This is a genomic window from Methylobacterium symbioticum, from assembly GCF_902141845.1.
Classification (GTDB): domain Bacteria; phylum Pseudomonadota; class Alphaproteobacteria; order Rhizobiales; family Beijerinckiaceae; genus Methylobacterium; species Methylobacterium symbioticum.
Window position 1 is genome coordinate 74430 of record NZ_CABFPH010000010.1, and the last position, 24598, is coordinate 99027.

28 protein-coding genes are annotated in these 24598 nt (G+C 72.5%); 16 read left to right on the top strand and 12 right to left on the bottom strand.

What is annotated here, in order from left to right; all coding sequences use genetic code 11:
- Window positions 1–129 precede the first annotated feature (129 nt).
- The 3 genes from MET9862_RS05805 to MET9862_RS05815 all read left to right on the top strand — a co-directional run bounded on the left by MET9862_RS05805 (window position 130) and on the right by MET9862_RS05815 (window position 3168).
- A complete protein-coding gene (locus MET9862_RS05805) occupies window positions 130–2064 on the top strand; it encodes a PAS domain-containing sensor histidine kinase (protein ID WP_142582158.1) in 1935 nt (644 codons plus the stop codon).
- Between the two features lie 11 nt (window positions 2065–2075).
- Window positions 2076–2747, top strand: coding sequence for a peptidoglycan-binding domain-containing protein (locus MET9862_RS05810; protein WP_142582159.1), 672 nt, complete (start codon window positions 2076–2078; stop codon window positions 2745–2747).
- Between the two features lie 79 nt (window positions 2748–2826).
- Window positions 2827–3168, top strand: coding sequence for a DUF1491 family protein (locus MET9862_RS05815; RefSeq protein WP_142582160.1), 342 nt, complete (start codon window positions 2827–2829; stop codon window positions 3166–3168).
- Window positions 3169–3181: 13 nt separating this feature from the next.
- Here MET9862_RS05815 and MET9862_RS05820 read toward each other — a convergent pair whose 3' ends face one another.
- Genes MET9862_RS05820 through dgcN form a run of 4 tightly spaced genes read right to left on the bottom strand, consistent with a single transcriptional unit; the run spans window position 3182 to window position 5998 of the window.
- Window positions 3182–3616, bottom strand: coding sequence for a type II toxin-antitoxin system MqsA family antitoxin (locus MET9862_RS05820; protein WP_142582161.1), 435 nt, complete (start codon window positions 3614–3616; stop codon window positions 3182–3184).
- Window positions 3609–3923, bottom strand: a complete 315-nt coding sequence (locus MET9862_RS05825; RefSeq protein ID WP_244612590.1) for a type II toxin-antitoxin system MqsR family toxin — start codon at window positions 3921–3923, stop codon at window positions 3609–3611. The genes MET9862_RS05820 and MET9862_RS05825 overlap by 8 nt, the downstream gene beginning before the upstream one ends.
- Window positions 3924–3975: 52 nt before the next feature.
- Window positions 3976–4965: an N-acetyl-D-Glu racemase DgcA gene (gene dgcA, locus MET9862_RS05830; RefSeq protein ID WP_142582163.1), complete on the bottom strand. Its 990-nt coding sequence runs from the start codon at window positions 4963–4965 to the stop codon at window positions 3976–3978.
- Window positions 4966–4975: 10 nt separating this feature from the next.
- Window positions 4976–5998, bottom strand: a complete 1023-nt coding sequence (gene dgcN, locus MET9862_RS05835; RefSeq protein WP_142582164.1) for an N-acetyltransferase DgcN — start codon at window positions 5996–5998, stop codon at window positions 4976–4978.
- A 204-nt stretch (window positions 5999–6202) separates the two neighbouring features.
- Here dgcN and maiA point away from each other — a divergent pair, with 204 nt between their 5' ends.
- From maiA to MET9862_RS05855, 4 genes are all read left to right on the top strand, one after another.
- A complete protein-coding gene (gene maiA, locus MET9862_RS05840) occupies window positions 6203–6850 on the top strand; it encodes a maleylacetoacetate isomerase (protein ID WP_142582165.1) in 648 nt (215 codons plus the stop codon).
- Between the two features lie 200 nt (window positions 6851–7050).
- On the top strand, window positions 7051–8382 hold the full coding sequence (locus tag MET9862_RS05845; protein WP_142582166.1) for an NAD(P)/FAD-dependent oxidoreductase: 1332 nt from the start codon (window positions 7051–7053) through the stop codon (window positions 8380–8382).
- Window positions 8383–8608: 226 nt separating this feature from the next.
- A complete protein-coding gene (locus MET9862_RS05850) occupies window positions 8609–8917 on the top strand; it encodes an EthD family reductase (protein WP_142582167.1) in 309 nt (102 codons plus the stop codon).
- Between the two features lie 4 nt (window positions 8918–8921).
- Window positions 8922–9233 carry a hypothetical protein gene (locus tag MET9862_RS05855; protein ID WP_142582168.1) on the top strand — a complete coding sequence of 104 codons (312 nt, stop codon included), beginning with the start codon at window positions 8922–8924 and terminating at the stop codon, window positions 9231–9233.
- On the opposite strand, the gene MET9862_RS05860 is transcribed toward MET9862_RS05855, so the two are convergent.
- Both MET9862_RS05860 and MET9862_RS05865 read right to left on the bottom strand, forming a co-directional pair.
- Entirely contained in the window at window positions 9164–10522 is a 1359-nt protein-coding gene (locus MET9862_RS05860) for an O-antigen ligase family protein (RefSeq protein WP_142582169.1), read from the bottom strand. The genes MET9862_RS05855 and MET9862_RS05860 overlap by 70 nt on opposite strands.
- A gap of 184 nt (window positions 10523–10706) precedes the next feature.
- On the bottom strand, window positions 10707–12125 hold the full coding sequence (locus MET9862_RS05865; RefSeq protein WP_142582186.1) for a UdgX family uracil-DNA binding protein: 1419 nt from the start codon (window positions 12123–12125) through the stop codon (window positions 10707–10709).
- Window positions 12126–12374: 249 nt separating this feature from the next.
- Here MET9862_RS05865 and rcdA point away from each other — a divergent pair, with 249 nt between their 5' ends.
- Window positions 12375–12896 carry a protease adaptor protein RcdA gene (gene rcdA / locus MET9862_RS05870; RefSeq protein ID WP_142582170.1) on the top strand — a complete coding sequence of 174 codons (522 nt, stop codon included), beginning with the start codon at window positions 12375–12377 and terminating at the stop codon, window positions 12894–12896.
- 73 nt (window positions 12897–12969) lie between these two features.
- Here the strand turns inward: rcdA and MET9862_RS05875 are convergent, their stop codons facing one another.
- Together MET9862_RS05875 and MET9862_RS05880 are read right to left on the bottom strand one after the other, a co-directional pair.
- Window positions 12970–13917 carry a prephenate/arogenate dehydrogenase family protein gene (locus MET9862_RS05875; RefSeq protein WP_142582171.1) on the bottom strand — a complete coding sequence of 316 codons (948 nt, stop codon included), beginning with the start codon at window positions 13915–13917 and terminating at the stop codon, window positions 12970–12972.
- The gene (locus MET9862_RS05880) at window positions 13910–15037 is read right to left on the bottom strand and encodes a pyridoxal phosphate-dependent aminotransferase (RefSeq protein WP_142582172.1); all 1128 of its coding nucleotides are present in this window, start codon (window positions 15035–15037) and stop codon (window positions 13910–13912) included. Before MET9862_RS05880 ends, MET9862_RS05875 begins: the two co-directional genes overlap by 8 nt.
- A gap of 156 nt (window positions 15038–15193) precedes the next feature.
- On the opposite strand from MET9862_RS05880, the gene MET9862_RS05885 reads away from it, so the two are divergent.
- Complete coding sequence (locus MET9862_RS05885) at window positions 15194–15445, top strand: hypothetical protein (protein ID WP_142582173.1); 252 nt, start codon at window positions 15194–15196, stop codon at window positions 15443–15445.
- 10 nt (window positions 15446–15455) lie between these two features.
- Here MET9862_RS05885 and MET9862_RS05890 read toward each other — a convergent pair whose 3' ends face one another.
- A complete protein-coding gene (locus MET9862_RS05890; RefSeq protein WP_142582174.1) occupies window positions 15456–16340 on the bottom strand; it encodes a chorismate mutase in 885 nt (294 codons plus the stop codon).
- A 232-nt stretch (window positions 16341–16572) separates the two neighbouring features.
- On the opposite strand from MET9862_RS05890, the gene metX reads away from it, so the two are divergent.
- Genes metX through MET9862_RS05905 form a run of 3 tightly spaced genes read left to right on the top strand, consistent with a single transcriptional unit; the run spans window position 16573 to window position 19036 of the window.
- A complete protein-coding gene (gene metX / locus MET9862_RS05895) occupies window positions 16573–17787 on the top strand; it encodes a homoserine O-acetyltransferase MetX (RefSeq protein WP_438616595.1) in 1215 nt (404 codons plus the stop codon).
- Window positions 17784–18473: a methionine biosynthesis protein MetW gene (gene metW, locus MET9862_RS05900; RefSeq protein WP_142582175.1), complete on the top strand. Its 690-nt coding sequence runs from the start codon at window positions 17784–17786 to the stop codon at window positions 18471–18473. The genes metX and metW overlap by 4 nt, the downstream gene beginning before the upstream one ends.
- Window positions 18470–19036: a TY-Chap domain-containing protein gene (locus MET9862_RS05905; protein ID WP_142582176.1), complete on the top strand. Its 567-nt coding sequence runs from the start codon at window positions 18470–18472 to the stop codon at window positions 19034–19036. The genes metW and MET9862_RS05905 overlap by 4 nt, the downstream gene beginning before the upstream one ends.
- Before the next feature lie 13 nt (window positions 19037–19049).
- Here the strand turns inward: MET9862_RS05905 and MET9862_RS05910 are convergent, their stop codons facing one another.
- Complete coding sequence (locus MET9862_RS05910; protein ID WP_438616596.1) at window positions 19050–20072, bottom strand: alpha/beta fold hydrolase; 1023 nt, start codon at window positions 20070–20072, stop codon at window positions 19050–19052.
- Between the two features lie 146 nt (window positions 20073–20218).
- Here MET9862_RS05910 and MET9862_RS05915 point away from each other — a divergent pair, with 146 nt between their 5' ends.
- Both MET9862_RS05915 and MET9862_RS05920 read left to right on the top strand, forming a co-directional pair.
- Window positions 20219–21610 carry an MFS transporter gene (locus MET9862_RS05915; protein WP_142582177.1) on the top strand — a complete coding sequence of 464 codons (1392 nt, stop codon included), beginning with the start codon at window positions 20219–20221 and terminating at the stop codon, window positions 21608–21610.
- Between the two features lie 80 nt (window positions 21611–21690).
- Complete coding sequence (locus MET9862_RS05920; protein ID WP_142582178.1) at window positions 21691–22500, top strand: SDR family NAD(P)-dependent oxidoreductase; 810 nt, start codon at window positions 21691–21693, stop codon at window positions 22498–22500.
- Between the two features lie 63 nt (window positions 22501–22563).
- Here MET9862_RS05920 and MET9862_RS05925 read toward each other — a convergent pair whose 3' ends face one another.
- Window positions 22564–22908 (bottom strand): SWIB/MDM2 domain-containing protein, encoded by a 345-nt coding sequence (locus MET9862_RS05925; RefSeq protein ID WP_142582179.1) that lies wholly within the window; start codon window positions 22906–22908, stop codon window positions 22564–22566.
- Between the two features lie 226 nt (window positions 22909–23134).
- Here MET9862_RS05925 and MET9862_RS30415 point away from each other — a divergent pair, with 226 nt between their 5' ends.
- Both MET9862_RS30415 and MET9862_RS05930 read left to right on the top strand, forming a co-directional pair.
- Window positions 23135–23257, top strand: a complete 123-nt coding sequence (locus tag MET9862_RS30415) for a hypothetical protein (RefSeq protein ID WP_280178953.1) — start codon at window positions 23135–23137, stop codon at window positions 23255–23257.
- Between the two features lie 113 nt (window positions 23258–23370).
- A complete protein-coding gene (locus MET9862_RS05930; RefSeq protein WP_142582180.1) occupies window positions 23371–23805 on the top strand; it encodes a PRC-barrel domain-containing protein in 435 nt (144 codons plus the stop codon).
- A 2-nt stretch (window positions 23806–23807) separates the two neighbouring features.
- On the opposite strand, the gene MET9862_RS05935 is transcribed toward MET9862_RS05930, so the two are convergent.
- Window positions 23808–24404, bottom strand: a complete 597-nt coding sequence (locus tag MET9862_RS05935; protein ID WP_142582189.1) for an MSMEG_1061 family FMN-dependent PPOX-type flavoprotein — start codon at window positions 24402–24404, stop codon at window positions 23808–23810.
- Window positions 24405–24598: the final 194 nt, after the last annotated feature.

The window sequence follows — 24598 nt, forward strand, 5'->3', positions numbered from 1 at the left end:
CCTCGCGGAAAGCATCAGGACCGATCAGCCTCGCGCCGCAACACTCGTTTAAGCCGGGCTTGCGAGGTTCGGCCCGTCTTCCGAAGTCGAGCGGGGGACGCGACGGCCCGTTTTGGGCCCAGCGCTGCGGTGCCTGTCTTGCGTATCCCCGATGTTCTGCCTTCCCTGATCGACGCGCGTCTCGCGAGCCTCGTGCACGATTCCGCGCTGGCCGATCCGCGCACGCGCTTCCGGCACGAGCGCTTCCTGGTCTCGCGGCTCGCCACCGGGGCGGTGATGATGGCGGCGCTGCCGCCCTACCTGCTCTGGCGCGGCGTGCCGTCCGGCATCGAGGCCATGGCGGTCGCGAGTCTGCTGCTGCCGCTGCTGGGCGCGGCGCTCCTGTCGCGCACGGGCATCCTCTGGCTCGCCCACGCCGTCGCCTCGGCGGGCCTCACCGGTCTCGTGGTCTGCCTCGCCGGCATGACCGGCGGGGCGGCCTCGGCCGCCGCGGTCTGGCTGGTGGCGATCCCCTTCGAGGCCGCGTTCTCCGGCTCGCGCCGGGCGACCGTGGCGGCCGCGATCATCGCCGCCATCGGCGCGCTCGTGGTCGCCTGTGCCGGGCCCTGGCTCGGCAGCCAGCGGATCGTCGACGTCTCGGCGGCGGTGGCGATGCCAGCCTTCGTCATCACCGCGATCGGCCACGTGGCGGCGCAGATCCTGGAGCATCTGCGCACCGAGAAGCGGTGGCAGGCCCGGATGCGGGACAACGAGGCCCGGGACCGCCTGCTCCTGTCGGCCATCGACGACCTCGTGACCTGGCACGACGCGAACGGCCGGGTTCTGGAGGCCGCGAGCTCCGCCGCGCGCTTCGTCGGCGTCCAGGCCGACCGCCTGCGCGGCCACGGGCTCTTGGAGCGCATCCACGTCGCCGACCGGCCGGCCTTCCTGCAGGCGATCAGCAACGTCGCCGCCAACGGCCAGCCGGCGACCCTGCAGTTCCGGCTCCACCTCGACCCCGGCGCCGAGCGCGCCGACGGCGCCCGGCTGATCCATGCCGAGATGCGGGCGCACCGGATCGAGCGCGGCCAGTTCGGCTCGGGGCCCGTCAGCGTCGTCGCCGTGACCCGCGACGTGAGCGAGCACCGCCGCTACGCCGAGGCGCTGGAGCGCGCCCGCACCGAGGCCGAGCGCGCCGACGAGATCAAGAGCCGCTTCCTCGCCAACGTCACGCACGAGCTGCGCACCCCCCTCAACGCCATCATCGGCTTCTCCGAGGTGCTCGGCGGCGAGGGCGCGGTTACCCTCGGGCCGGAGCGCGCCCGCGAATATGCGGGCATCATCGGCGCCTCGGGCCGGCACCTCCTCGACGTGGTCAACTCGCTCCTCGACATGAGCCGGATCCAGAGCGGCAATTTCGACTACGCGCCCGAGGTGATCGATGCCGACGCGCTGGTGCGCACCTGCTGCGACCTGATGAAGCTGCGCGCCGACTCGGCCGGGATCAGCCTGGTGCAGATGCCGGCGCAGGGCGGCACCGAGATCACGGCGGATGCGCGCGCCTGCCGCCAGATCCTGATCAACCTGCTCTCGAACGCGGTGAAGTTCACGCCGCGCGGCGGCCGCGTCGAGATCCGCCTGCGCCGGACGCGCACGGGCCTCGACATCACGGTGGCCGATACCGGCAGCGGCATCCGCGAGGCGGCCCTGCCCCGCCTCGGCACACCGTTCTTCCAGAGCGGCAGCGGCGACTACAAGCGCATGCACGAGGGCACCGGCCTCGGCCTCTCGGTGGTGCAGGGCCTCGTCGGGCTGCACGGGGGTGCCATCGCGATCGAGAGCGCGCCGGAGGCCGGGACGAGCGTGACCGTGACCCTGCCGCTCGATTGCCGCCGGCCGGACGCGCCGATCGCGCTCGCGCCGGTCACCACGGCGGTGCGGCGCGCCGGCCGCCCGGCTGCGGCGGCAGCGGTGGCCGGCGCGCCGCTGCTGCGCCTGCCGCTGGGACTGTTCGAGGCCGGCCCCGTGGCCGGGCACGGCGACGGCGAGACCGGGCTCGCCGTCCCGCTGAAGCGGAGCGCCTGAGAGGATCGAGGATGGCCGATTATCGCGAGATCAGTGTGGCCGGCGAGGATCGCGGCGCCCGCAAGCCGGCCCAACGCCGGAGCGCCCCGCCGCGCCGGGCCGCCGCCGTCCAGGCCGTGGACTGGCGCGGCCTGGGCCTCGGCCTCGCCCGCTACGGCCGCGCCCGCCCCGCGACGGTCCTGGGGGCGCTGGCGGCGCTCGGCGCCGTGGTGGTGGTCTGCCTGAACGCCCTCGGCTCGCAGAGCGGCCGCCATCCCGCGCCGATCCTGCCGAAGGTCGCCGTCCGCCAGGATGCGCCGCGCGAGGCGAAGGTGCCGCCGGTGGAGAAGCTGGCCGACGAGGCCCGCGCCGCCCCGCGTACCCCGGACCGTCCGCAGGAGGCCGCCGCCAAGCCCACCCGCGACCCGATCGCCGCGCTGATCCGCCAGGAGGAGACCACCGCCTCGGTGACGCCGAAGGCGGACCGGCCCGAGAAGACGGACAAGGGGGACAAGGCCGACAAGTCCGTGCTGCAGGCGCAGCGCGCCCTGAACAAGCTCGGCTACGGGCCCCTCAAGGCCGACGGCCTGATCGGCCCGGGCACCCGCGCCGCGATCGAGAAGTTCGAGCGCGACCGCAAGCTGCCCGTGAAGGGCGAGGCCGCGGGCCGGACGCTGAAGGAGCTCGCCGCCCGCGCCGGGTAAGGCGGGGCCCGCGCCCCGCGCCTTGCCTCGGCCGGCGGATGCGCGCATGGGCCCGCGGATCGCTCCCCCGGAGACACCGATGCCGCGCCTGCGCTCCGACTTCCTCGTCTCGGCCCATCTGCGCCGCCTGAACGATGCGACCATCCCGGCGGCGCTGCGCCGCCGCGGCGCCGCCGAGGCCGGCGCGATCTTCGTGAAGGTCGACCGCCTCGACGGCAGCGCCGATCTCTACGGGCCGGCCCCGCAGGCCCTGTTCGAGGCGGAGGATTCCGGCGCGCGCCGCTTCAGCCCCCTGCTTCAGGGCGCCAGCCCGCTCGACGTGGAGGAGCGCCTCGCCAAGGAGATCCGCTTCGATTCGGATCTGTGGATCATCGAGATCGACGATCGCGCGGGGCGGCATTTCCTGGATCTGGCGGAGTAGCGCGCAGCGGCGGTCAGCGCGATGCGTTCTGAAGAGTGCCGGCCGCCTCCGCGGCGATCTGCGCCATCTCCTCGGGATGCCGCGCGAGCAGGCGCAGCAGGTTCGTCATGCCACGGCTGGCGACAACCTCCCCGCTCTCGTACTTCTGAAAGGCGCGCGGCCCGCCACCGAGAAGGCGGCCAGCCTCCGCCTGGGAGAGTCGGAGCCGCCTGCGCAGGCGCGCGACCTCGTCCGGGCCGGCAAGGTTCTCGACCTCGGCCTTCAGCGTCGCGAGGTGGCGGTCCGAGACCTTGAGATCGGCCCGGGTGAAGACGCTCTCATCGCCGGCATCGCTGTACCAGCCCGGCATGTCGAACGTTCGGCCGCGCCCCTTGTACGTGATGGTGAAAGGACGGACGTCCCGCCGCATCGGCTGGCCGCTGAGCGGGCAGAGCGGTGCATCAGCCATCCGACTTCTCCTTGAACGAGAGCAACAGGAACTCGGTCACGAGGTCGGCTCGGAACTTGACGTAGAGGAGCCCAGCTTCAGAGGGTACATGGTAGACATCCTGCCATTCGCGATGATCTGCATACGAGGTCATGGATTTCGCGAAGTGCTTGCGCTCAATCGTCTGGATTGCAGTAACGACGTCCGGCGAAGAGAATCCGAGTGCAGCCGCGCTCCGCAGGGCGGATCCGGTAATGCTGAAGCGCGAGGACCGGGCCCAGGCCCGGACCGCGTCCAGATCGTAGGTCGGCTTCCGCTTCTCCGTCACGGCCGCACGACACCAATATGGTGCAGGACCGCGCGCAATGCCAGTGCCTGCCTCACCCCCACAGGGCCGGCTCGGGCGGATGAATCGTGCTGCCCTCGAAATGCAGGGCCGGCTCGCGGTCGCGGGCGAGCAGGAGCGGGCCATCGAGATCGACATAGTCGGCGTGGTGGGCGAGCAGCATGGCCGGCGCCATGGCGAGCGAGGTGCCGACCATGCAGCCGATCATCAGGGAGAGGCCGCGCGCCCGCGCCTCATGCGCGAGCATCACCGCCTCGGTGAGGCCGCCGGTCTTGTCGAGCTTGATGTTGATCGCGTCGTAGCGGCCGCTGAGCGCGTCGAGGCCGGCCCGGTCGTGCAGGCTCTCGTCGGCGCAGATCGGGATGCTGCGCGCGATCTCCCCGAGCAGGGCGTCCTCGCTCGCGGGCAGCGGCTGCTCGATCAGGCCGACGCCGGCGGTCGCGCAGGCCGCGAGGTTGGCCTCGAGCGTCTCCGGGCGCCACGCCTCGTTGGCATCGACGATCAGGCGCGAATCCGGCGCGCCGCGGCGCACGGCGGCGATGCGCTCGGGGTCGCCCGCGCCGCCGAGCTTCACCTTGAGGAGCGGCCGGGCGGAAGCCGCGCGGGCGGCCGCCTCCATGCTCTCCGGCGTACCGAGGCTGAGGGTGTAGGCGGTGACCGCGGCCTGCGGCGGCGACAGGCCGAGGATCTCCCAGGCCGGCCGGCCGATCGTCTTGGCCTCAAGGTCGAGCAGCGCGCAATCGAGGGCGTTGCGGGCCGCGCCCGCGGGCAGCCGGGTGAGCAGTTCGGTCCGGGTCAGCCCCGCGGCGACCGCCTCTGCTTGCGCCTCGATCAGGGCCGCGACGCTCTCCACGCTCTCGCCGTAGCGGGCGTAGGGGACGCACTCGCCCTGGCCGGCCGCGTGCAGGGTCTCGTCCGCGACCCGGGCGACGACCACGGCCGCCTCGGTGCGGCTGCCGCGGGAGATGGTGAAGGCGCCCGCGATCGGGAAGCGCTCGACGGAGACGGTGAGGCGGCGGGTCATGGCGCCGTCCTCAGCCCACGCTCGCGGCCGGGAACTCGGCGACGATCCGGTCGACCAGCCCCTCGACGCCGAAGCGCACCGGATCGGTCGCCGGCAGGCCGTGCTCGGCGGCGAGGTCGTCCAGAAGCTTGCGCGCCTCGGCTTCCCCGAGGGCCTGCGTGTTCACGGCGATGCCCACCGGGCGGATGTCCGGATTCGTGAGACAGCCGAGCTGCACCGTGAGGTCGATGACCTCCTGTATGGTCGGCAGCCTGTGTCCGACGCCGCGCATCGTCGTGCGGGTCGGCTCGTGGCAGACCACGAAGGCGTCGGCCTGCGCCCCGTGCAGGAGGCCGAGGCTCACGCCCGCGAACGAGGGATGGAAGAGCGAGCCCTGGCCCTCGATCAGGTCCCAGTGCCGCGGATCGGCGGCCGGCGCGATCCACTCGACGGCGCCGGAGATGAAGTCGGCCACCACCGCGTCGATGGCCACGCCCCGCCCCGAGATGAACACCCCGGTCTGGCCGGTGGCGCGGAAATCGGCGTCGAGGCCGCGCGCGCGCATGCCCTTCTCCAGCGCCAGCACCGTGTACTTCTTCCCCACCGAGCAGTCGGTGCCGACGGTGAGGAGCCGCAGGCCGGGCCGCCTGGTGCCCTTGCCGGTGGCGAAGGTCTCGCTGGTGTGGCGCACGTCGTGGAGCTGGCGGCCGTTGCGTTGCGCGGCCTCGGCGATCGCCGGCACGGCGCCGAGCCGGGCATGCAGACCGCTCGCCACGTCGAGCCCGGCATCGAGCGCCGCGACGATCTCGGAGACCCAGTGCTCGGGCAGCACGCCGCCGGCATTGGCGACGCCGATCACCATCGTGCGGCAGCCCTGGGCGACCGCCTCGTCGAGCGTCAGGTCGGGGATGCCGAGATCGGCCGCGCAGCCGGGCAGGCGCATCTGGCCGACGCACCAGTCGGGGCGCCAGTCGGCGATGCCGTAGGCGGTCTTGGCGGCCAGCCTGTCCGGAACGTCGCCGAGGAACATCAGGTAGGGTGTGGCGATCTGCATGCGCTGCGCTCCCGGAAGCGCGCCGAGCCCCGCGCGCCAGTTCCCGCTCTCCCGGTGTCTACGCAGGAACCGCGCCCCGGGGCAACGCGCGGGCGGCGGGGATGTCGCCCGGCGGATGTGATGCGCGTCGGGCGCGTCGGCCCTTGCGGTCCCGCGCGATGTGCGCTGTCCTCCGGGATACGCAGCGGGAGACTGGATTCCTCCATGAAGATGTACGGCAACTGGCGCTCGGCCGCCGCCTTCCGGGTCCGGATCGCCCTGAAGCTGAAGGGACTCGCCTACGAGGAGACCTTCATCGACCTCGATGCGGGCGACCAGCACAAGCCGGAATTCCGGGCGATCAACCCGCAGGGCGCGGTCCCGGCGCTGTTCGACGGCGACGGGCCGCCCCTCACCCAGTCGCTGGCCATCCTGGACTATCTGGAGGAGACCAAGGGCGGCGTGAGGCTGCTGCCGGAAGATCCCCGCGCCCGGGCCCGGGCCCGCTCTCTGGCCCAGGTGGTGGCCTGCGATACCCATCCGCTCTACGTGCCGCGGGTGCGCACCTATCTGATGGAGGCCTACGGCCTGCCCAAGGAGCGCATGATGGAATTCGTGCGCCACAGCTTCGAGACCGGGCTGAAGACCCTGGAGACGCGGCTCGCGGACGAGCCCGGCACCGGCCGCTTCTGCCAGGGCGACGCGATCAGCCACGCCGACCTCTGCCTCGTCAGCCTCTGGGTCGGCACCAAGATCTTCGCGGTGCCGACCGAGCCCTACCCGACCGTGGCCCGGATCGCCGAGGCGATCCTCGCGCTGCCGGAGGTGCAGGCGGCGCACCCGCTGCGCCAGCCCGGCGCGCCGACGTCCTGAGGGTGGCCGAGCCCGGCCGGGGCGATCGAGGGTCGGGGGCGCGGAGGCCTGCCCGGCGGATCGGGCCGCCTCGGCGCAACCGCCTGGAACCGTTCCGATTGCAATGCGATCGGAAACGATTCTAAAGCGCAGTTCGCCGAAGCGGATACCGGTCGGCGCGAGCGCGCGCGACACGATTTCGGGGTCCGAGGGGAGCATCGATGGTACCTGCCGAGAGCCAAGCCGGCCTGCACCGCATCGTCGTGGTCGGGGGCGGCGCCGCCGGCCTGCAGCTCGCGACGCAGCTCGGGGATTCCCTCGGGCGGAAGGGCAAGGCCCACGTCACCCTCGTCGACCGCGCCCGCACCCATATCTGGAAGCCGCTGCTGCACGAGGTGGCGGCCGGCAGCCTCGATGTCGGCCACCACGCGGTCGACTACCTGCACCACGCCCACGAGCATCAGTTCCGCTACCGTATCGGCGAGATGGTCGGGCTCGACCGGGCGGCGCGCACCATCCAGCTCGCGGCGAGCCACGACGCCGAGGGGCGCGAGGTGACGCCCGAGCGCGCCGTTCCCTACGACACGCTGGTGATGGCGGTGGGCTCCACCACCAACGATTTCGGCACGCCCGGCGTCGCCGAGCACGCCATCGCCCTCGACACCCAGAACCAGGCGGTGCGCTTCCACCAGCGCCTCGTCAACGCGATGCTGCGCGCCCACACCCAGACCGGGCCGGTCCGGCCGGGCCAGCTCCACGTCACGGTGATCGGCGCGGGCGCCACCGGCACCGAGCTCGCGGCCGAGCTCCACCGGACGCTGCGGCACGTGGTCTCGACCGGGCTCGATCGGATCGATCCGGACAAGGACCTCAAGATCACCCTGGTCGAGGCGGCCGACCGCATCCTGCCGGCGGTGCCGCACCGGCTCTCGGCGGAGGTGATGGCGCTGCTCACCAAGATCGGCGTCGAGGTGCGGGTGCGCGCCCGCGTCACCGAGGTGCGCGCCGACGGCGTAGCGCTGGCCGACGGCGCCTTCATCCCCTCGGAGCTGGTGGTCTGGGCGGCGGGTGTGAAGGCGCCGCCCTTCCTCAAGGAGATCGGCGGCCTCGAGACCACGCGCACCAACCAGCTCGTGGTGACGCCGACGCTCCAGACGACGCGCGATCCCGACATCTTCGCGATCGGCGACTGCGCCTATCTGGTGGAGGCGGGCTCGGACACCCCGGTGCCGCCCCGCGCCCAGGCCGCGCATCAGCAGGCGAGCTACCTCGTCAAGCAGATCCCGGCGAAGATCGACGGCCGGCCGCTGATCCCGTTCAAGTACCGCGACTTCGGCTCGCTCGTGTCGCTGGGCGAGTACTCGACGGTCGGCAGCCTGATGGGCTTCATCCAGGGCAAGAACATGTTCATCGCCGGGCTGTTCGCGCGGCTGATGTACCGCTCGCTCTACAAGATGCACCAGCGGGCCCTGCACGGCACCTTCAAGACGGCCCTCGACGCCGTCGCCCGGGCGCTGACCCGGCGCACCGAGCCGCGGATCAAGCTGCACTGAGGAGACGCGGCCGCGGGCGGGGTCGCGGGATTCCGAAGGGATCATCCCTTCGGTGGGGTGCAGGGGCAAAGCCCCGGCAGGCGTTCCCGGACTCCGCCCGGACCCGCGCGAGGGATGATCCCTCGCGACACCCGCTCCTTCGGCGTCCGCCCGTTGCGTGCCGGGCCGTTCGGTGCTCCTGTCGCCGCGGCCCGCGCGAAGACGGGTCCGTCAGGAGAGACGTCCCATGGTGCTCGTCAGCGTGATGTACCCGGCCGGCGGCCGGTTCGACATGGACTACTATCTCGGCCACCACATGCCGCTGGTGCGGGAGCGCTGGTCCTCCTTCGGCCTGCACGAGGCGAAGGTGGTCAAGGGCGTCTCGACGCCGGATGGCGGGGCCGCCCCCTTCCAGGTGATGGCGCTCCTGACCTGGGACTCGGCCGACGCCTTCGCCAAGGCCGCGGCGGCGCACGGGCCGGAGATCTTCGGCGACATCCCGAAATTCACCGACCGGCAGGCGCAGGTCCAGATCAACGCATTCCCCGAAGGCTGAACCCGTGATCGACATCGTCAAGGCGGTGCAGGAGAAGGATCCGAGCCTCGGATCCTACGTGATCGTGCTGCGCGGCGACTCTCGGGCGCTCGCGGCGCCCGACCGGCTGAACGCGGAGGCGCAAGGCTGGATCGCGGCGCAGGCGCCCGACGCCCGGCTCGTCCGGGTGACGATCGCGCTGGCGCCCCATCCGGGCGCCGCCCCGGCCGAGCGCACGGTGACGGTGCTCGCCTTCGGCGATGCGCGTCAGCTCGCGGCCTTTGCCACCGCCTGGACGGCCGATCCGGAGCCCGAGGCGGAGATGCCGGCGGCGTGAGGGGTCCGCCGCGCGGCCCAGCGCAGCCGCGCGGCCTCCAGGCCCCAGACCATGCCGAGCATCATGTAGACGTGGCGCCACTTCTCGATGTCGATCTGCAGGGCCTGCAGGAAGAACATCAGCAGCGCCGGCCAGACGATCTGGGCATGGGCCCGGAACGGCGAGGGCCGGGCCATCAGGCGGAAGCCGACGAAGCCCGTGGCCAGGACGAGGCCGAGAAAGACCGCGCCGCCGAGCCAGCCGCCATTGGCGAAGCTGCCGATGAAGGAATTGTGCGGCTCCAGGCCGAAGATCAGGCGCCAATGCATCGGGCCCATGCCGAGCGGCATCTCGAGCAGCATGCCGATGCCGCGGATCTGGTTGCCGAAGCGCCCGGTCTCGCCTTCGTCGTAATCCTTGGTGACGGTGGCCCGCTCCAGGAACATCGTCCGCACGCTCTCGATGGAGAGCAGCGCGCAGAGGATGACGATCCCGAGCACGAGGGTGGCGCCGACGAGGACCAGGATGCGCCGCCGCAGCCGCGGCGATTCGCAGGTGAGGTAGACCGCCCCGACCATCACCGCGGTCGCGACCACCGAGCCGGCCCAGGAGCCGCGGGAGAAGGACAGGAAGATGCCCGCGAGCAGGACGAGCAGGCTCAGGAAGGAGAGGACCGGCCGGCGCGTCTCCCCGGTGAGCAGGTTGCGCATCAGGTAGAGCGCGCCGAGGGTGAGGAAGGAGCCGAACACGTTCGGGTCCTGGAAGGTGCCGGACGCGCGGCCGTACTTGTAGAACAGGTCCTCGACGCCGATCAGGCCGAGATAGCCCGCGATGCCGAGCACGGCCGAGAACAGGCAGCTCACGGTATAGGCCTGGAGCGCCAGTTCCATGCGGGACTGGGTCTCGTCGGCGAAGAACATCGCGAAGAAGATGCCCGTGACCGCGAGGTAGACGAGCTGGACCGTCCAAGTCACGGGCACGCTCTCGTCGAGATAGGGCATCAGCGCGAGGCCGATCGCGACGAGATAGAGCAGCAGCAGCCCCACCAGCGGCACCACGCCCCGGTGCAGGCGGAGGCCGAGGCAGAGCCAGAGCAGCATCGTCGGCAGCGCCACGAGGTCGTAGGGCGAGGCGTCCGAGAAGGCGAAGCAGGCGAAGAAGATGAAGGCGACGAACAGCGCCTTGGCGAGCCCGGTCACCAGCCGCAGCACGCGGATGCCGCCGGCGGGCGCCTGGCCTGGACGGGCGCTCTCCCGCCGGGCGGGCGGCCGGCCCGGCACGGAATGTCCGATCGCGAGACTGGAGCTCATGCACGCGTCTCCGCGAGCCCGGATACGCCGGCCCGCCTCTCATCCGCCCTTCATGAACCGGAAAGGTTGAGATTGGCCTGACGGGCTTGGCAGCGCGGAGGCCTGTTGGGCCCGCATCGGCACGGCATCGCGCGTCAGCAGACGCGCATTCCCTCCCCCCTCTGCGGGGGAGGGAAACCGTGCCTCATCCTGCGAGCTCCCGCCCGAGCGCCTCGGCCCGGCACAGGTCGTCCACGAAGGCGGCGTAGGCCTCCGCCTTGGCCTCGTCCGGCAGGCGCAGCAGGTAGGAGGGGTGGACGGTGATGAAGCCCTCGAAGCGGTTGTGGAACCGCTCGAAGCGGAAGGGTCCGCGCGCCCGGGTGATCGGCACCGCCTTGCCGGTCAGCGCCAGCACGGCGGTGGCGCCGAGCGCCACCACGAGGCGCGGCCCGACGAAATCGAGTTCCCGGTCGAGCCACCAGCGATAGTGGCTGACCTCGCCCGCGGTGGGCTTCTGGTGGATGCGGCGCTTGCCGCGCTCCTCGAACTTGAAATGCTTGACGGCATTCGTGAGGTAGCTCGCGGACCGGTCGATCCCGGCCTCCTGCATCGCCCGGGACAGGAGTTGGCCGGCCGGACCGACGAAGGGCCGGCCCTGCCGGTCCTCCTGGTCGCCCGGCTGCTCGCCGACGAAGGCGAGGGTTGCGCCGACGGGACCCTCGCCGAGCACCGCCTGGGTCGCGCCCGGCACCAGCGGCTCGCTGCGGGCGATGATCGCGTTCAGCGCCTCCAGGGAGCGCGGCTCCTGATCGGCCATGGCGGCGACCGCCCGCTCGGGATTGCGCTTGGCTGGCACGCTCGGGCTCCTCTCGATCATCGCGCGGGTTCCGGATTCGGCGTTGCGGACGAGAGTGGGAATCAGCGCGGTCTCCGGCATGTTCCGCCAGTACTTCTTCGGCATCTCGGCGCGCATGGCCTTGAGGTTGGTGCGGGCCGGGTTGAAGGTGCTGGCGTAGTAGTCGCGCCAGCCCTCCTCGAAGCCGTCGCCCTCGGGCAGGTCCGCCTTGCGCCCGGGCGGGCCGAAGCGCAGCGCCGCGCCATCCCAATGCGCCGAGCCCTCCGGGGTCAGGATCGACCAGCGCAGGGCGCGGAAGCGCTCCACGAAGAAGGGCGCGGCGGCCTCCAGGATGTGATGGTCGGGCTCGAACCAGGCGGTGAAGCGCTCAGCGCCGGCGTCCTCGCCGCGGCGGAAGCGCAGGAAGGCGTGCATCTTGTGAAGGTCGCGGGCCACCGCCTTCCGCATCAGCCCGAGCCGGTGCACGAGCGGGTCGCTCGCGACTTCGAGGAGGTGGCGCTCGCCCGCCGCGACCCGCCAGATCAGGGCGTAGAGCAGGCCGTAGCGCTCGGGATCGCGGTGCGGCACCACCATCGGCACGAGGTCGGCCAGCGCGCGCGGCAGGCGCAGGGGCGCGCCGCCGGCCCCGGCCTCCTCGCCGAAGAGCTGGGCCGCGCCGCCGACGCTCCAGGCGACCCGCTCGGGCGGGACGCCCGCGCCGACGAGGGCGCGCGTGGCGGCACGGAAGCCGGCGAGATCGGCGCCCGGCCCCAGAGTGATCGCCCGCAGCGTCAACACCGCCCTCCCCGCACGGATCGAGACCCGGGAGATGGGGCTGACGGTGCGATCCGGGGAGTGAGGCGGATCGGCGCCCCGCCCCCCCCCGGACCGGCGCGCATCGACGGCGTTAACGGTATGGAAAGCTTTGTCCGACGTGCCGCCGCATTCGGCGTTAGGATTGCGGCTGTGACCCCGTGATCGGCCGGCGCGTCCCGCAACGGGACAGGCGACGGCCCGAAGCGGGGTTGAGGAGGCAAGATGATCGGCTTCGACGTTACGTTTCGCGACGAGCGCGACTGGGTGGATTTCGGCCAGACCTATGTCGGCTCCGAGGCGTTCCGCGTGCTGTTCCGCGAAGGCATGGCGCTGGTCGAGGAGACCGCGGCCTATCTCGACGGTGACGGGCGCGAGGAATCGCGGTTGATCTCCCGCGACGCCACCCTGAGCTACGCCTCCGAGAGCATGCGCCTGACCACGCTCCTGATGCAGGTCGCCTCCTGGCTCCTGGTGCAACGCGCCGTCGCCGAGGGCGAGCTGACCGCGGATCAGGCCCTGCAGGAGAAGAACCGGGTCCGCCTCGCCACGGCCGAGCCCCCGAAACCCGACAGCTTCAGCCTGCTGCCGGTGCGGCTGCAGGATCTCGTCCTGCGCACCCGCCGGCTCCACGCCCGCATCCTGCACCTCGATACCCTGATCTCCGACGACCGGCCGATGCCGATCCCGCTGGAGAGCCCGGTGGCGGCCCAGCAAGGCCTCCTGCGCTCGGCCTTCCAGCGCTGACCCCGGCGCCGGCCCGAGGGCTGCGGAGGGCTCGATCAGCCCTCCGCAGCCCTCGGCCATCAGCCCTTGGTCATCAACCCTCGACCTTGGGCCGCCGTCCGAAATCCGGCTCCGCCGTCTCCTGGCCCATGGCCACGATGCCGCGGCGGATCGCCCGGGTGCGGGTGAAGAGGGCGTGCAGCGCCTCGCCGTCGCCCCAGCGGATGGCGCGGGCGAGGGCCGCGAGGTCCTCGTTGAAGCGCCCCAGCATCTCCAGCACCGCGTCCTTGTTGGTCAGGAAGATGTCGCGCCACATGGTCGGGTCGGAGGCCGCGATCCGGGTGAAGTCGCGAAAGCCGCCGGCGGAGAACTTGATCACCTCGGACTGGGTCACCTCTTCCAGGTCCGCGGCGGTGCCGACGATGTTGTAGGCGATGAGGTGCGGCACGTGGCTGGTGATGGCCAGCACGAGGTCGTGGTGCTCGGGGCTCATCGTCTCGACGATGGCGCCGAGCCCCTCCCAGAAGCGCGTGACCTGCGCGGTCGCCGCCTCCGCCGTGCCCTCGGGGGGCGTGAGGATGCACCAGCGGTTCTCGAACAGGGTCGAGAAGCCCGCATCCGGCCCCGAATACTCGGTGCCCGCGACGGGATGGCCCGGCACGAAGGCGACGCCCGCGGGCAGGTGCGGCATCACCGCGGCCACCACCGAGCCCTTCACCGAGCCGACATCGGACAGGATGGCACCGGGCTTGAGGTGCGGCGCGATCTCCGCCGCGACCGTGCCGACCGCGCCGACGGGCACGCACAGGATCACGAGATCGGCCTCGGCGGCCCCCCCGACCGCGTCGCCGGTCACCCGGTCGGCGAGGCCGAGTTCGCTCACGCGGGCGCGCACCGCCGCGTCCGCGTCGATCGCCACGATCGTGTCGGCGAGGCCGTAGCGGCGGGCCCCGCGGGCGGTCGAGGAGCCGATCAGCCCCAGCCCGACGATGGCCAGCCGCCCGAAGACGGGTGCGGCGCCGTCCCTGCCCGCCTCAGGCATGCCCGCCCCGCACGAAATCGGAGAGGGCGGCGAGGGAGGCCTCGTTCGCCTCGGCGCTGCCGACGGTGACCCGGAGCGCGTCCGGCAGGCCGTAGGAGGCGACGCGGCGCACGATCACCCCGCGCTCGGCGAGGAACGCGTCCGCCTCCGCCGCCGACCGGCCGGGCTCAGGCGGGAAATGCACCAGGATGAAGTTCCCGACGCTCGGGGTCACGGTCAGCCCCAGCGCCTCCGCCCCCTCGGTGAGGCGGGGCAGCCCCGTCTCGTTGTGGGTCATCGCTGCGGCGAGGTGGGCGTCGTCGGCGACCGCCGCCGCGCCCGCCGCGATCGCCGCGCCGGAGAGGTTGAACGGCCCCCGGATGCGGTTGACCGCGTCCGCCACATGGGCGGGCGCCACCATCCAGCCGATGCGCAAGGACGCGAGACCGTGAATCTTCGAGAAGGTGCGGGTCATCACGACATTGTCGGCGTCGAGCACGAGGTCGAGCCCGGCCGAGTAGTCGTTGCGGCGGACATATTCGGCGTAGGCCCCGTCGAGAACGAGGAGCACGTGCGGCGGCAGCCCGGCATGGAGGCGGCGCACCGCGTCGAAGGGCAGGTAGGTGCCGGTCGGGTTGTTGGGGTTGGCGATGTAGACGATCTTGGTCCGCTCGGTGACGCGCGCCAGCAGGGCGTCCACATCGGTCGTGAGGTCGCGCTCGGGCGCGACCACGGGCGTCCCGCCCGCGGCCAGGATCGCGATCCGGTAGACGAGGAAGCCGTGCGCGCTGAACAGGCCCTCGTCGCCGGGGCCGACATAGGCGTAGGCGAGGAAGGAGAGCAGCTCGTCCGAGCCCGCGCCGCAGACGATGCGGGCGGGGTCGAGCCCGTAGCGCGCGGCGATGGCCGCGCGCAGCGCCGTGGAATTGCCGTCCGGGTAGAGTGCGAGCTTTCCGGCCGTCTCCTGCATGGCGGCGATCGCCGCCGGGCTCGGGCCGAGCGGCGTCTCGTTGGAGGACAGCTTATGGATCTTGGTCGCGCCGGGCGCCCCGCTCTTGCCGGGCACGTAGGCCTCGATCGCCATCACGCCGGGGCGCGGCACGGGGCGGAGGGGAGAAGCGGAGGACGGGGCGGCGGACATGGAGCGTCGGGGGTCAGAAGAGCCGAGCCGCCCCTCTACAGCATTTCCGCGGCCGATGAAGCCCGCGGCGCGCCTGCGGCGCTGCGGATACGGGCGGTCCTGCCGGCCCTGCTCCTGCTCGCCGGCCTGCCGGGGCCCGCGCGCGCCGAACCGGTCGTGGCGGAGGCCCGCCTCGGCCAGCCTTCGGATTCGCACGAGCCGCAGCGGGCCCACGTGATCCTGCACGGGGACGGGCCCGGCGGCGCGGGGCCCGTCGCCTTCATCTGCCGCTTTCTCGACGGTGCCGGCGCGGTGCTCGAACAGGTCGCGGGCTCGGTGCCGGCGCTGTCCGGCCGGGCCGAGGGCAGCGTCACCTATTACGGCTGGCCCCGGGCGAGCCGGGTCGCGTGCCGTGTCGGGGCTCCCTGAGGGATCGGCCTCAGACCCGGAAGCGGGCGGCGTGACTGCCGGTCTCGTCGAGGGCGGCGACCTCGGCGCCGGCCCGGTCGAGGGCCTCGCGCAGCTGGCGCGGACCGACGCCCCCGGGCACCGCGATCAGCAGCCGCTCGCCCTCGCCGCGCGGCTTGGCCCGGCCCACCACCTCGCCGTAGAGGTCCTGCAGGGCGCGCTCCGTCTCGGCCGTCCAGGTCGCGGTGCGGGCGGCATGGAGCACCCAGTCGCGCTGCGCCGCGGTCGGATCCTCCAGGGGCTTGGCCACCACGAAGACCGGCGTGCCGGCCGGATGGGTCGGGCGCTCGATGAAGGGCAGCCGCGCGATCACCTTCGGGCGGCCCTCGCCGATCAGCCCCTCCCACCACGCCTCGCCCTTGGGCGGGCGCACCGCGCCGGTGGTCCCCTTGGACTCGAAGCGGAAGATGCCGAGATCGCCGCGCGAGGCCGCCACCGCCTCGATCACCGCCGCGCAGGTCGGGTGCGGGCGGTAGGGCACGGTGAAGCCGAAATGGAAGCGGGCGGAATCGCGCATCGCCGGATCGCCGCCCGAGACATCGGCATGCACCGAGAACGGGGCCTGCACATAGGTGAAGGTGGCGATGATGACGCGCCAGATCCCCTCCACCGTGTCGAGGGGCAGGAGCCCGCGATGGCGCTCGGCCACGCGCCGCATCATCGCCGCCTCGCGTCCCGGGCGGAAGGCCGAGCCGGAGGCGGTGGTGCCCTTCACGGCGATCAGCCGGTCGATGATCGTGCCGCGCTGGATCAGGAGGGCGTGCATCTCGGCGTCGATCCGGTCGATCTCGGCGCGGAGCGCCGCGAGATCCTCGCGCGGTGAAGCCTGGGACGAAGCTTTGCTGGAGAAGCGCATCGGGTGTCGCGTGTTCGGCCGGGACGGCTTGCGCCCCGTGTGTACGATCCCGCAGGCCGGAGGGCCAGCGGGCCGGGGCCTCGCGGACGGACATGAGGGGCGCCTCTGAACGGGGGCGCCGCCCGGGTTTCGTTGACGCTGCGGGCCCCGCATACTACCTCGGGCGATCACGCACGGCGCGCCTCCCGGAGCCCCGCGCCTCATCCGGCAGCGCGCCCGCACGCGAACGGTCATGGACAACGCCCCCGACACCGCCCTCGGCATCGGCCCCACCGTGGAGCCCGGCCGCGGGATGCGCCCGAGCCTCGAACTCAGCCAGGCGCTCGAGCCGCAGAGCCCGGTCGCCCTGTTCGGCGCCGACCGGCCGCTCGCGATGGATTCGGGCGTCGATCTCAGCCCGTTCCAGGTCGCCTACCAGACGGCGGGCACCCTGAACGCGGCGCGCTCGAACGCGGTGCTGATCTGCCACGCGCTGACCGGCGACCAGTATTTCGCCCACCGCCACCCGGTCACCGGCAAGCCCGGCTGGTGGGAGAGCCTCGTCGGCCCCGGCAAGCCGGTCGATACCGACCGCTACTTCGTGATCTGCTCGAACGTGATCGGCTCCTGCATGGGCTCGACCGGCCCGGCCTCCCTCGATCCGGCGACGGGGCGGCCCTACGGGCTCGACTTCCCCCTGGTCACCATCCGCGACATGGTCCGGGCCCAGGCGATGCTGATCGAGCATCTCGGCATCGAGGACCTGTTCCTCTGCATCGGCGGCTCGATGGGCGGCATGCAGGTGCTGCAATGGGCCGCGCTCTTTCCGGAGCGGGTCTTCGCGGCGATGCCGATCGCCACGGGCGCCCGCCACTCCGCCCAGAACATCGCCTTCCACGAGGTCGGCCGGCAGGCGATCATGGCCGATCCGGCCTGGGCGGAGGGGCGCTACCTGGAGGCCGGCACGCGGCCGGCCAAGGGCCTCGGCGTCGCGCGCATGGGCGCACACATCACCTACCTGTCGGAGCCGGCCCTGCACCGGAAGTTCGGCCGGCGCTTCCAGGGCCGCAGCGCGCCGACCTTCTCGTTCAACGCCGACTTCCAGATCGAGAGCTATCTGCGCCACCAGGGCCTGAGCTTCGTCGAGCGCTTCGACGCGAACGCCTATCTCTACCTCACCCGGGCGATGGACTATTTCGACCTCGCCGCCGACCACGGCGGCGTGCTCGCCAACGCCTTCCGCGACTCGAAGACCCGGTTCTGCGTGATGTCCTTCACCTCGGACTGGCTGTTCCCGACCTCCGATTCGCGGGCGATCGTGCACGCGCTCAACGCGGCCGCGGCGCCCGTCGCCTTCGTCGAGGTGGAGAGCGACAAGGGCCACGACGCCTTCCTGCTCGACGAGCCGGCGATGTTCTCGGCCGCCCGCGGCTTCATCGACGCCGCCGCCCGGGCCCGCGGCCTGTGAGCGGCGCGCACAAGACCGGCCTCGCGCCCTGGCAGGCGACCGAGGCCCTGCCGCGCAGCGAGGCCGAGGGCGGCGCCACCCGCGTCGACCATCTCGTGGTGCTCGGCTTCGTGCCGCCGGGGGCGCGCGTGCTCGACATCGGCTGCGGCGACGGCGCCCTGCTGGCGCTCCTGCGCGACCGGCGCGGCGTCGACGGGCGCGGCATCGAGCTGTCGCGCGAAGGCGTGAATGCCTGCCTCGCCCGCGGCCTGCCGGTGATCCAGGGCGACGCCGACACCGACCTCGCCAACTACCCGGACGACGCCTTCGACGTGGTGGTGCTGTCCCAGACCATCCAGGCGACGCGCAACCCGAAGATCGTGCTGGAGCACCTGCTGCGCATCGGCCAGCAGGTGATCATCTCCTTCCCGAATTTCGGGCATTGGCGCGTGCGGGCCGAGCTCGCCTTCCGCGGGCGCATGCCGATGACCGAGATCCTGCCGGAAGCCTGGTACGAGACGCCCAACATCCACCATTGCACGATCCGCGACTTCGTCGGCCTGTGCCGGCTCGTCGGCGCCAAGATCGAGACCGCCGCCGCCCTCGACGCCAGCGGCCGCCCGATGCGCTTCTCGATGCCCTGGTGGTTCTGGAACCTGATCGGGGCGCAGGGCGTGTTCCTGCTGCGGCGGGACGGCACGCGGTGACGGGTCCGCGACGGTCGTTCGTCGCGGCGGCCCTCGCTCTTCTGCTCGCGCAGGCCGCCGAGGCGGCCCCGACCCCGCGGGACCAGTTTGTCACCGATCATCTCTGCGCCGTGCGCACGCGCCTGACGCACATCCACGAGCGTGGCCCGCGGGACACCTCCCGAAACCGGTTCCTCGTCGTCGCGATCCGCGGCGAGCCGCAGAGCTACGTGCAATGCATCTTCGTTGACGAAGACCGGACGATGCTCTGCGAAGCCTCGTCGGGAGCCTATCGCGACCGGGACGATTCCGGCATCCGTCGCCACCTGAGACCGGAGGCCGTCGCGGCCCTGCATCGGCTCGGCTTCTCGCAGCCCGATCCGAAGAGCAATTTCCAGCGCACCGTCGATCTCGGCATGCCGCCCGATCTCGACATCCCGGCGCGGCTGATCCTCACCGCCCTGTTCGACGCCTACGATGGCGCGGGCGCCCAAGCGCTCGACATGCACGCGCCGATGGCAGGCGGAGAGCCGGCCTGCGGGGTCGCCTCGGCCGGTCGATCCGAGCCGATGACCACGATGTGAGCCCTGCCCTCGCTCAATGCCCGTCGAGGAAATCGAGCATCCGGGCGTTGAAGCGGTCGGTCGCCTCCATGTGGACGAGATGGCCGATCCCGTCGAAGACCTCCGCCCGCCCGCTCGGCATGCGGGTGGCGAGGCTGCGCGCGTGCTCGGCGTTCCGGCCCATCGCCGCGGCGAGATCGGGCGGCGCGAAGGGCTTGCCGGGGGCGTTGTGGTCGTTGCCGCCCATCACGAACAGGGTCGGCGCCTGGATCAGCGGGATCTCGTGCACCACCGGCTGCCCCCAGATCGCCTGATAGGAATTCACGAAGGATTGCAGCCAGCGCGGATATTCCCCCGAGCCCTTCACCCGCTCGCGGATCTCCACGAAGGGCTCGATCGCCGATTCCGGCAGCGAGATCGACTGCGTCGTCATCAGCTGCTTGCGATAGGCCTCCGCCGTGAGCGCGCCCTCGCGCTTCAGCAGCTCGGAATCCGGCACCAGCGGCACGCTGAACCGGTAATCCTCCAGGCCGATCGGCGCCTCCAGCAGCAGGCTGTTCACCCGGTCGGGCGCGTTGCGGGCGAGGCGCACGGCGAGCATTCCGCCCATCGAGTGCGCCACCACGTCGACGCGGGCCAGCGCGAGGGCATCGAGGAGCGCCACGGTGTCGGCGGCCATGCGGTCGAAGGTGAAGGGTCCGACCGGCTTCGAGGACTTGCCGAAGCCGAGCTGGTCCGGCGCCACCACCCGGTAGCCCGCGCCGGACAGGGCCGCGATCACCGGGGCCCAGTAGCTCGACGGGAAGTTGCGCCCGTGCAGGAGGACCACCGTGCGTCCGTTCGGGCTGCCCTGGGGCGCCACGTCCATGTAGGCGAGGCGCTGCGCCTCGCCGTCGCGGGTCAGCGGCAGGTACGAGACCGGATAGGGGTAGGCGAAGCCCTCGAGCGCGATGCCCAGCGGCTCGGCCGTCTGGGCGGCGGCCGGGGGCGCCGTCCCCGCGAGGAGGGCGAGGCCCAGGCTGAATCCGAGGGCGGGGATGGTCAGGACATGGCGCACGGGAGGCTCCGTCGTCGCGGGGGCCGGCGCCGCTTGGACCGGCCGCGCTGCACGCGGCGTGACATAGGGCACATCGCACGCCTCGACGGCGGGCCCGCGCGGTGAGATGGCCCCTTGCGTCACCCGCAGACGGAGCAGGCACGATCATGGCCGAGGCGGCCGGACCCGAGACGCGCGCGCAGCAGGACGGGCTGCCGGTTCGCGAGCGGCTGCTCGCCATGCTGGCGATCGCGCTCGCCATGACCATGGCCGTGCTCGACGGCGCCATCGTCAACGTGGCGCTGCCCGTGATGGCGCGCGACCTCGCCGTTCAGCCCGACGCGGCGATCTTCGTGGTCAACGCCTACCAGATCGCGGTGACGGCGGCGCTGCTGCCGCTGGCCTCGCTGGGCGACATCCTCGGCTACCGCCGGGTCTATCTCGCGGGGCTCGCCGTCTTCGTGGCGGCCTCCCTGGCCTGCGCCCTCGCGCCGAGCCTCTCCCTCCTCGTCGCGGCCCGGATCGCGCAGGGTCTCGGGGCGGCCGGGGTGATGAGCGTCAACATCGCGCTGGTGCGCTTCATCTATCCGCACCGGATGATCGGCCGCGGCGTCGGCAACGTCGCCCTGATGGTGGCCATGGCCTCGGCGGCGGGCCCGACGGTCGCCGCCGCGATCCTCTCCTTCGCCGACTGGCCCTGGCTGTTCCTGGTCAACGTGCCGGTCGGCCTCGCGGCGCTGGCCGTCGCCTCGCGCACCCTGCCGGTCACGCCGCGCAGCGGCGCGCGCTTCGACGGCGTGAGCGCCGTGCTCAACGCCCTCACCTTCGGCCTGATGATCGTCGGCGTCGACAAGCTCGGCGAGCCGGAGCGGCTGCCGCAGGCGCTCGCCGTCCTCGCCGGCGCGCTCCTCGTCGGCACCGTGTTCGTGCGGCGGCAGATGCGGCTCGCGGCGCCGCTCCTGCCCGTCGACCTCCTCAGGATCCCGGCCTTCGCGCTCTCGATGGCCTCCTCGATCCTGGCCTTCTCGTCGCAGCTCATCGCCTACATCGCCCTGCCCTTCTACTTCCAGGACGTGCTGCACCGCTCCAGCACCGAGGCCGGCTTCCTGCTGACCCCCTGGCCGATCGCCATCGCCCTGATGGCGCCCCTCGCCGGCCGGCTCGCCGACCGCTACCCGCCGGGGCTGCTCGGCGGCATCGGGCTTGGCCTGATGGCGGCGGGCCTCGCCGCGGTCGCCCTGCTGCCGCCCGAGCCGCACGCCCTCGACATCGCCTGGCGGCTCGCGCTCTGCGGGCTCGGCTTCGGCCTGTTCCAGTCGCCGAACAACCGGGTGATCATCACGGCCGCCCCGCGCGAGCGCAGCGGTGGCGCCAGCGGCATGCAATCCACCGCCCGCCTCACCGGCCAGTCCCTCGGGGCTGCCCTGGTGGCCGTGATCTTCGGGCTGACCCATGCGCAGGGCGCGGGTTTCGGCGTCCATGTCTCCCTGTGGTGGGCCGTGATGCTGGCGCTCGCCGGCATCGTCACCAGCATCCTGCGCCGCGCACCGGTCCGCTGAGCGGGCCAGCGTCCGGCGCATGCCACCGGCCACGCTCCCGCGCGTTGTCCCGGATCCTGCCCTCACGGATTCGCGAGCCCATGGATCTGAACCTCAGCGGCCGGCGCGCCCTCGTCACCGGCTCCACCGGCGGCATCGGCTACGGCATCGCCCTCGCGCTCACCGAACTCGGTGCCGATGTCGGGGTGAACGGGCGCACGGCCGAGCGGGTCGAGGCTGCCCTGGCACGGCTGCGCGGCGAGATCGCGGGGCGGACGGGTGCCGGCAGCCCCTTCGCGGCGGTCGGCGACGTGGCGAGCGCGGCGGGCGTCGGCGCGCTGCTCTCGGCCCTGCCGGCGGTCGACATCCTGGTCAACAATACCGGGATCTTCGAGCCGAAGCCCTTCTTCGAGATCCCGGACGCCGACTGGCAGCGCTTCTTCGAGGTGAACGTGATGAGCGGGGTGCGCCTGTCGCGGGCCTACACGCCGGGCATGACGACGCGGGGCTGGGGCCGCGTGATCTTCATCGCCAGCGAATCCGCCCTGAACATCCCCAACGAGATGGTCCATTACGGCATGACCAAGACCGCGCAGCTCGCGGTCTCGCGCGGCCTCGCCCAGGCGGTGGCCGGCACCGGCGTGACCGTCAACAGCGTCCTGCCCGGCCCGACCCTGTCCGAGGGCGTGGCCGACTTCATGAAGCAGATGGCAGGGGTCGAGGGCGACGCCGACCTCGACGCGCTCGGGCGGCAGTTCGTCGCCGAGCACCGGCCGACCTCGCTGATCGGCCGTCTCGCGACCGTCGAGGAGGTGGCCAGCATGGTGGCCTATCTGTGCAGCCCGGCGGCGAGCGCGACGAGCGGTGCGGCCCTGCGCGTCGACGGCGGCGTTCTCACCAGCATCGCCTGACGACGCGCGGGACGGACGGGTTCGTCCGTCCCGGCGCGGTCTGGCCGATGCTGCCGGAGGGGATCAGGCCTTGAGGTGCGCGGCGAGATGCTTGTTCATCTCGAACATGCTGCACTTGTCCTTGCCGAAGACCTTCTTCAGCTTGTCGTCGGCAACGATCTCGCGCTTGTTCTCGGGGTTCTGGAGGTTGTGCTTCTTGATGTAGTCCCACACCTTGCTCACCACCTCGCCGCGCGGCAGCGGGCTGGTGCCGACGATGGCGCCGAGCTCGGCCGAGGGCTTGAGCGGCTGCTGCAGGGCGTTCGGCTTGGTGGCGCCAGCGGCCTTGGTCGCCTTGGGGGCAGTGGCCGCGGGTGCCTTGGCCTTCGCCGCCTTGGGCGCGGCCTTGTCCGTCGTCTTCGTCGCCATGGATTTCCTCCGGTTCCCGCTGCGGCGCGCGAACGAGCCAGCGCCGCAGCGAAGGCAGCATAGCAGCAACAACTAAGCGGTGAGGCACCCGTTCCAAGGGGAATTTCATCGGTTCCCCGCTCTCATCCACAGGGCAGGCGCCTTCGGGCGCCTCTCGGGGCACGACCTGTGGACCGCGGCCACGCGGAAACCATCCCTTAAGGCGCGCGGGCGAAGCCTCGTGCGCATGCTCGTGCCCGCGCTCGCCCTCGCTGTCCTCCTCGCCGCCGGCCTCGTTCTCGGCCTCGGGATCGGCATCAACGCCGAGGCGGCCCCCGCCGCGCCTGGCCGGGGCTGCGGCCTGGTCTGACCTGACCGGGCATCTGGACCGGCGGACGGAACCGTCGGCCGCGCCCGCGCGCTAACTCCCGTGACCGGCGCCCTTCGGCCGCGGCCGCGGCGCGCATCCTCGCGGGAGACCCCATGCCGACCGACCTGCCCACCGAGCGCAGCATCCGCAAGACCGGGTCCATGGAGCTCGACCCCACGGGCGAGGGCGTGGCCATCGACGAGACCCCGCGCCTGATCGCGTCGAACAAGGTCGAGGGCACCGATGTCTACGACCGCGACGGCCGGCATCTCGGCACGGTGCACAACTTCATGGTCGACAAGGTCTCGGGCCAGGTCGCCTACGCGGTGCTGGCCTTCGGCGGCTTCCTGGGGCTCGGCGAGAACCACCATCCCCTGCCCTGGCGGGCCCTGACCTACAGCACCGAACTCGGCGGCTACGTGGTCGACATCGACCCGGGCGTGCTTGAGGGCGCGCCGAGCCACGGCCCCGGGGAGGACGCCTTCGCCGATCCCCGCTACGGCGGGCGCGTCGACGATTATTACGGCCGCCGCGCGCCGACCGCCTGAATTCAGTAGAGCCGGTCGCGGTAGCCCTCGGCCACGGAGCGCTCCGTCTCCGCCCGGTCGAGGCCGATCTGGTCGGACAGGATGCGCCCGAGGCTCGGGAAATCCGGCCGCGGGCCGGCGCCCTTCGCCCAGAGGTCCGAGCGGATCAGCGCCTTGCCGCAGTGGAAATAGACCTCCTCCACGGCGATCCGCAGGGCCGCGCAGGGCAGCTTGCCGTGGGCGGAGAGCGGCGCCAGCGCCGCCGCCTCCGTGACGAGGGCGGCGCGGCCGTTGACGCGCAGGGTCTCCTGCAGGCCCGGCACGAAGAACAGCAGCCCGAGGCGGGGATTCTCGGCGAGGTTCATCATCGTGTCGACCCGGCGGTTGCCGGGCCGGTCCGGGATCAGCAGCGTGCCCGCATCCGGCACCGCCACGAAGCCCGGCGCGTCGCCGCGGGGGGTGGCGTCGCAGCGGCCCGCCCCGTCCGCCGAGGCGATCACCAGGAAGGGCGAGCGCGCGATGAAGGCGCGGGCATGATCGTCGAGCCGGTCGCGCTCCTTGGCCTGCGAGCGCGGCGTCGGCTCGCCGTAATGGCTGCGGATCGCCTCCCGGCTCGGCATCTCGCTCACGGCGCGCTCCCCTTCATTCGACCGGACGACCCCAGATAGCAGGGGCGCGGCACGCTGTCCTCGCTCAGCGCGCCGGCCGCGGCGCGCCGTGGCGCCCGGCGACGAGCCAGTAGACGAGGCCCGCGGCGGCGCCGGCCAGGAACAGGAGCGCGGTGAGCCGCGCCTCCGCGGCGGGCGCCGGCCCG

What these genes read in the sequence shown, in the direction of transcription:
- MET9862_RS05845 (WP_142582166.1), top strand. Translation starts at nt 7,051, where the DNA reads ATGGTACCTGCCGAGAGCCAAGCCGGCCTGCACCGCATCGTCGTGGTC.
- MET9862_RS05935 (WP_142582189.1), bottom strand. Translation starts at nt 24,404, where the DNA reads ATGCCGAGCCGGGAGGCGATCCGCAGCCATTACGGCGAGCCGACGCCG.
- MET9862_RS05860 (WP_142582169.1), bottom strand. Translation starts at nt 10,522, where the DNA reads ATGAGCTCCAGTCTCGCGATCGGACATTCCGTGCCGGGCCGGCCGCCC.
- MET9862_RS05875 (WP_142582171.1), bottom strand. Translation starts at nt 13,917, where the DNA reads ATGCCTGAGGCGGGCAGGGACGGCGCCGCACCCGTCTTCGGGCGGCTG.
- dgcN (WP_142582164.1), bottom strand. Translation starts at nt 5,998, where the DNA reads ATGCAGATCGCCACACCCTACCTGATGTTCCTCGGCGACGTTCCGGAC.
- MET9862_RS05815 (WP_142582160.1), top strand. Translation starts at nt 2,827, where the DNA reads ATGCCGCGCCTGCGCTCCGACTTCCTCGTCTCGGCCCATCTGCGCCGC.
- dgcA (WP_142582163.1), bottom strand. Translation starts at nt 4,965, where the DNA reads ATGACCCGCCGCCTCACCGTCTCCGTCGAGCGCTTCCCGATCGCGGGC.
- MET9862_RS05930 (WP_142582180.1), top strand. Translation starts at nt 23,371, where the DNA reads ATGCCGACCGACCTGCCCACCGAGCGCAGCATCCGCAAGACCGGGTCC.
- MET9862_RS05890 (WP_142582174.1), bottom strand. Translation starts at nt 16,340, where the DNA reads ATGCGCTTCTCCAGCAAAGCTTCGTCCCAGGCTTCACCGCGCGAGGAT.
- metX (WP_438616595.1), top strand. Translation starts at nt 16,573, where the DNA reads ATGGACAACGCCCCCGACACCGCCCTCGGCATCGGCCCCACCGTGGAG.
- MET9862_RS30415 (WP_280178953.1), top strand. Translation starts at nt 23,135, where the DNA reads ATGCTCGTGCCCGCGCTCGCCCTCGCTGTCCTCCTCGCCGCCGGCCTC.
- rcdA (WP_142582170.1), top strand. Translation starts at nt 12,375, where the DNA reads ATGATCGGCTTCGACGTTACGTTTCGCGACGAGCGCGACTGGGTGGAT.
- MET9862_RS05925 (WP_142582179.1), bottom strand. Translation starts at nt 22,908, where the DNA reads ATGGCGACGAAGACGACGGACAAGGCCGCGCCCAAGGCGGCGAAGGCC.
- MET9862_RS05820 (WP_142582161.1), bottom strand. Translation starts at nt 3,616, where the DNA reads ATGGCTGATGCACCGCTCTGCCCGCTCAGCGGCCAGCCGATGCGGCGG.
- MET9862_RS05915 (WP_142582177.1), top strand. Translation starts at nt 20,219, where the DNA reads ATGGCCGAGGCGGCCGGACCCGAGACGCGCGCGCAGCAGGACGGGCTG.
- MET9862_RS05850 (WP_142582167.1), top strand. Translation starts at nt 8,609, where the DNA reads ATGGTGCTCGTCAGCGTGATGTACCCGGCCGGCGGCCGGTTCGACATG.
- MET9862_RS05920 (WP_142582178.1), top strand. Translation starts at nt 21,691, where the DNA reads ATGGATCTGAACCTCAGCGGCCGGCGCGCCCTCGTCACCGGCTCCACC.
- maiA (WP_142582165.1), top strand. Translation starts at nt 6,203, where the DNA reads ATGAAGATGTACGGCAACTGGCGCTCGGCCGCCGCCTTCCGGGTCCGG.
- MET9862_RS05880 (WP_142582172.1), bottom strand. Translation starts at nt 15,037, where the DNA reads ATGTCCGCCGCCCCGTCCTCCGCTTCTCCCCTCCGCCCCGTGCCGCGC.
- MET9862_RS05810 (WP_142582159.1), top strand. Translation starts at nt 2,076, where the DNA reads ATGGCCGATTATCGCGAGATCAGTGTGGCCGGCGAGGATCGCGGCGCC.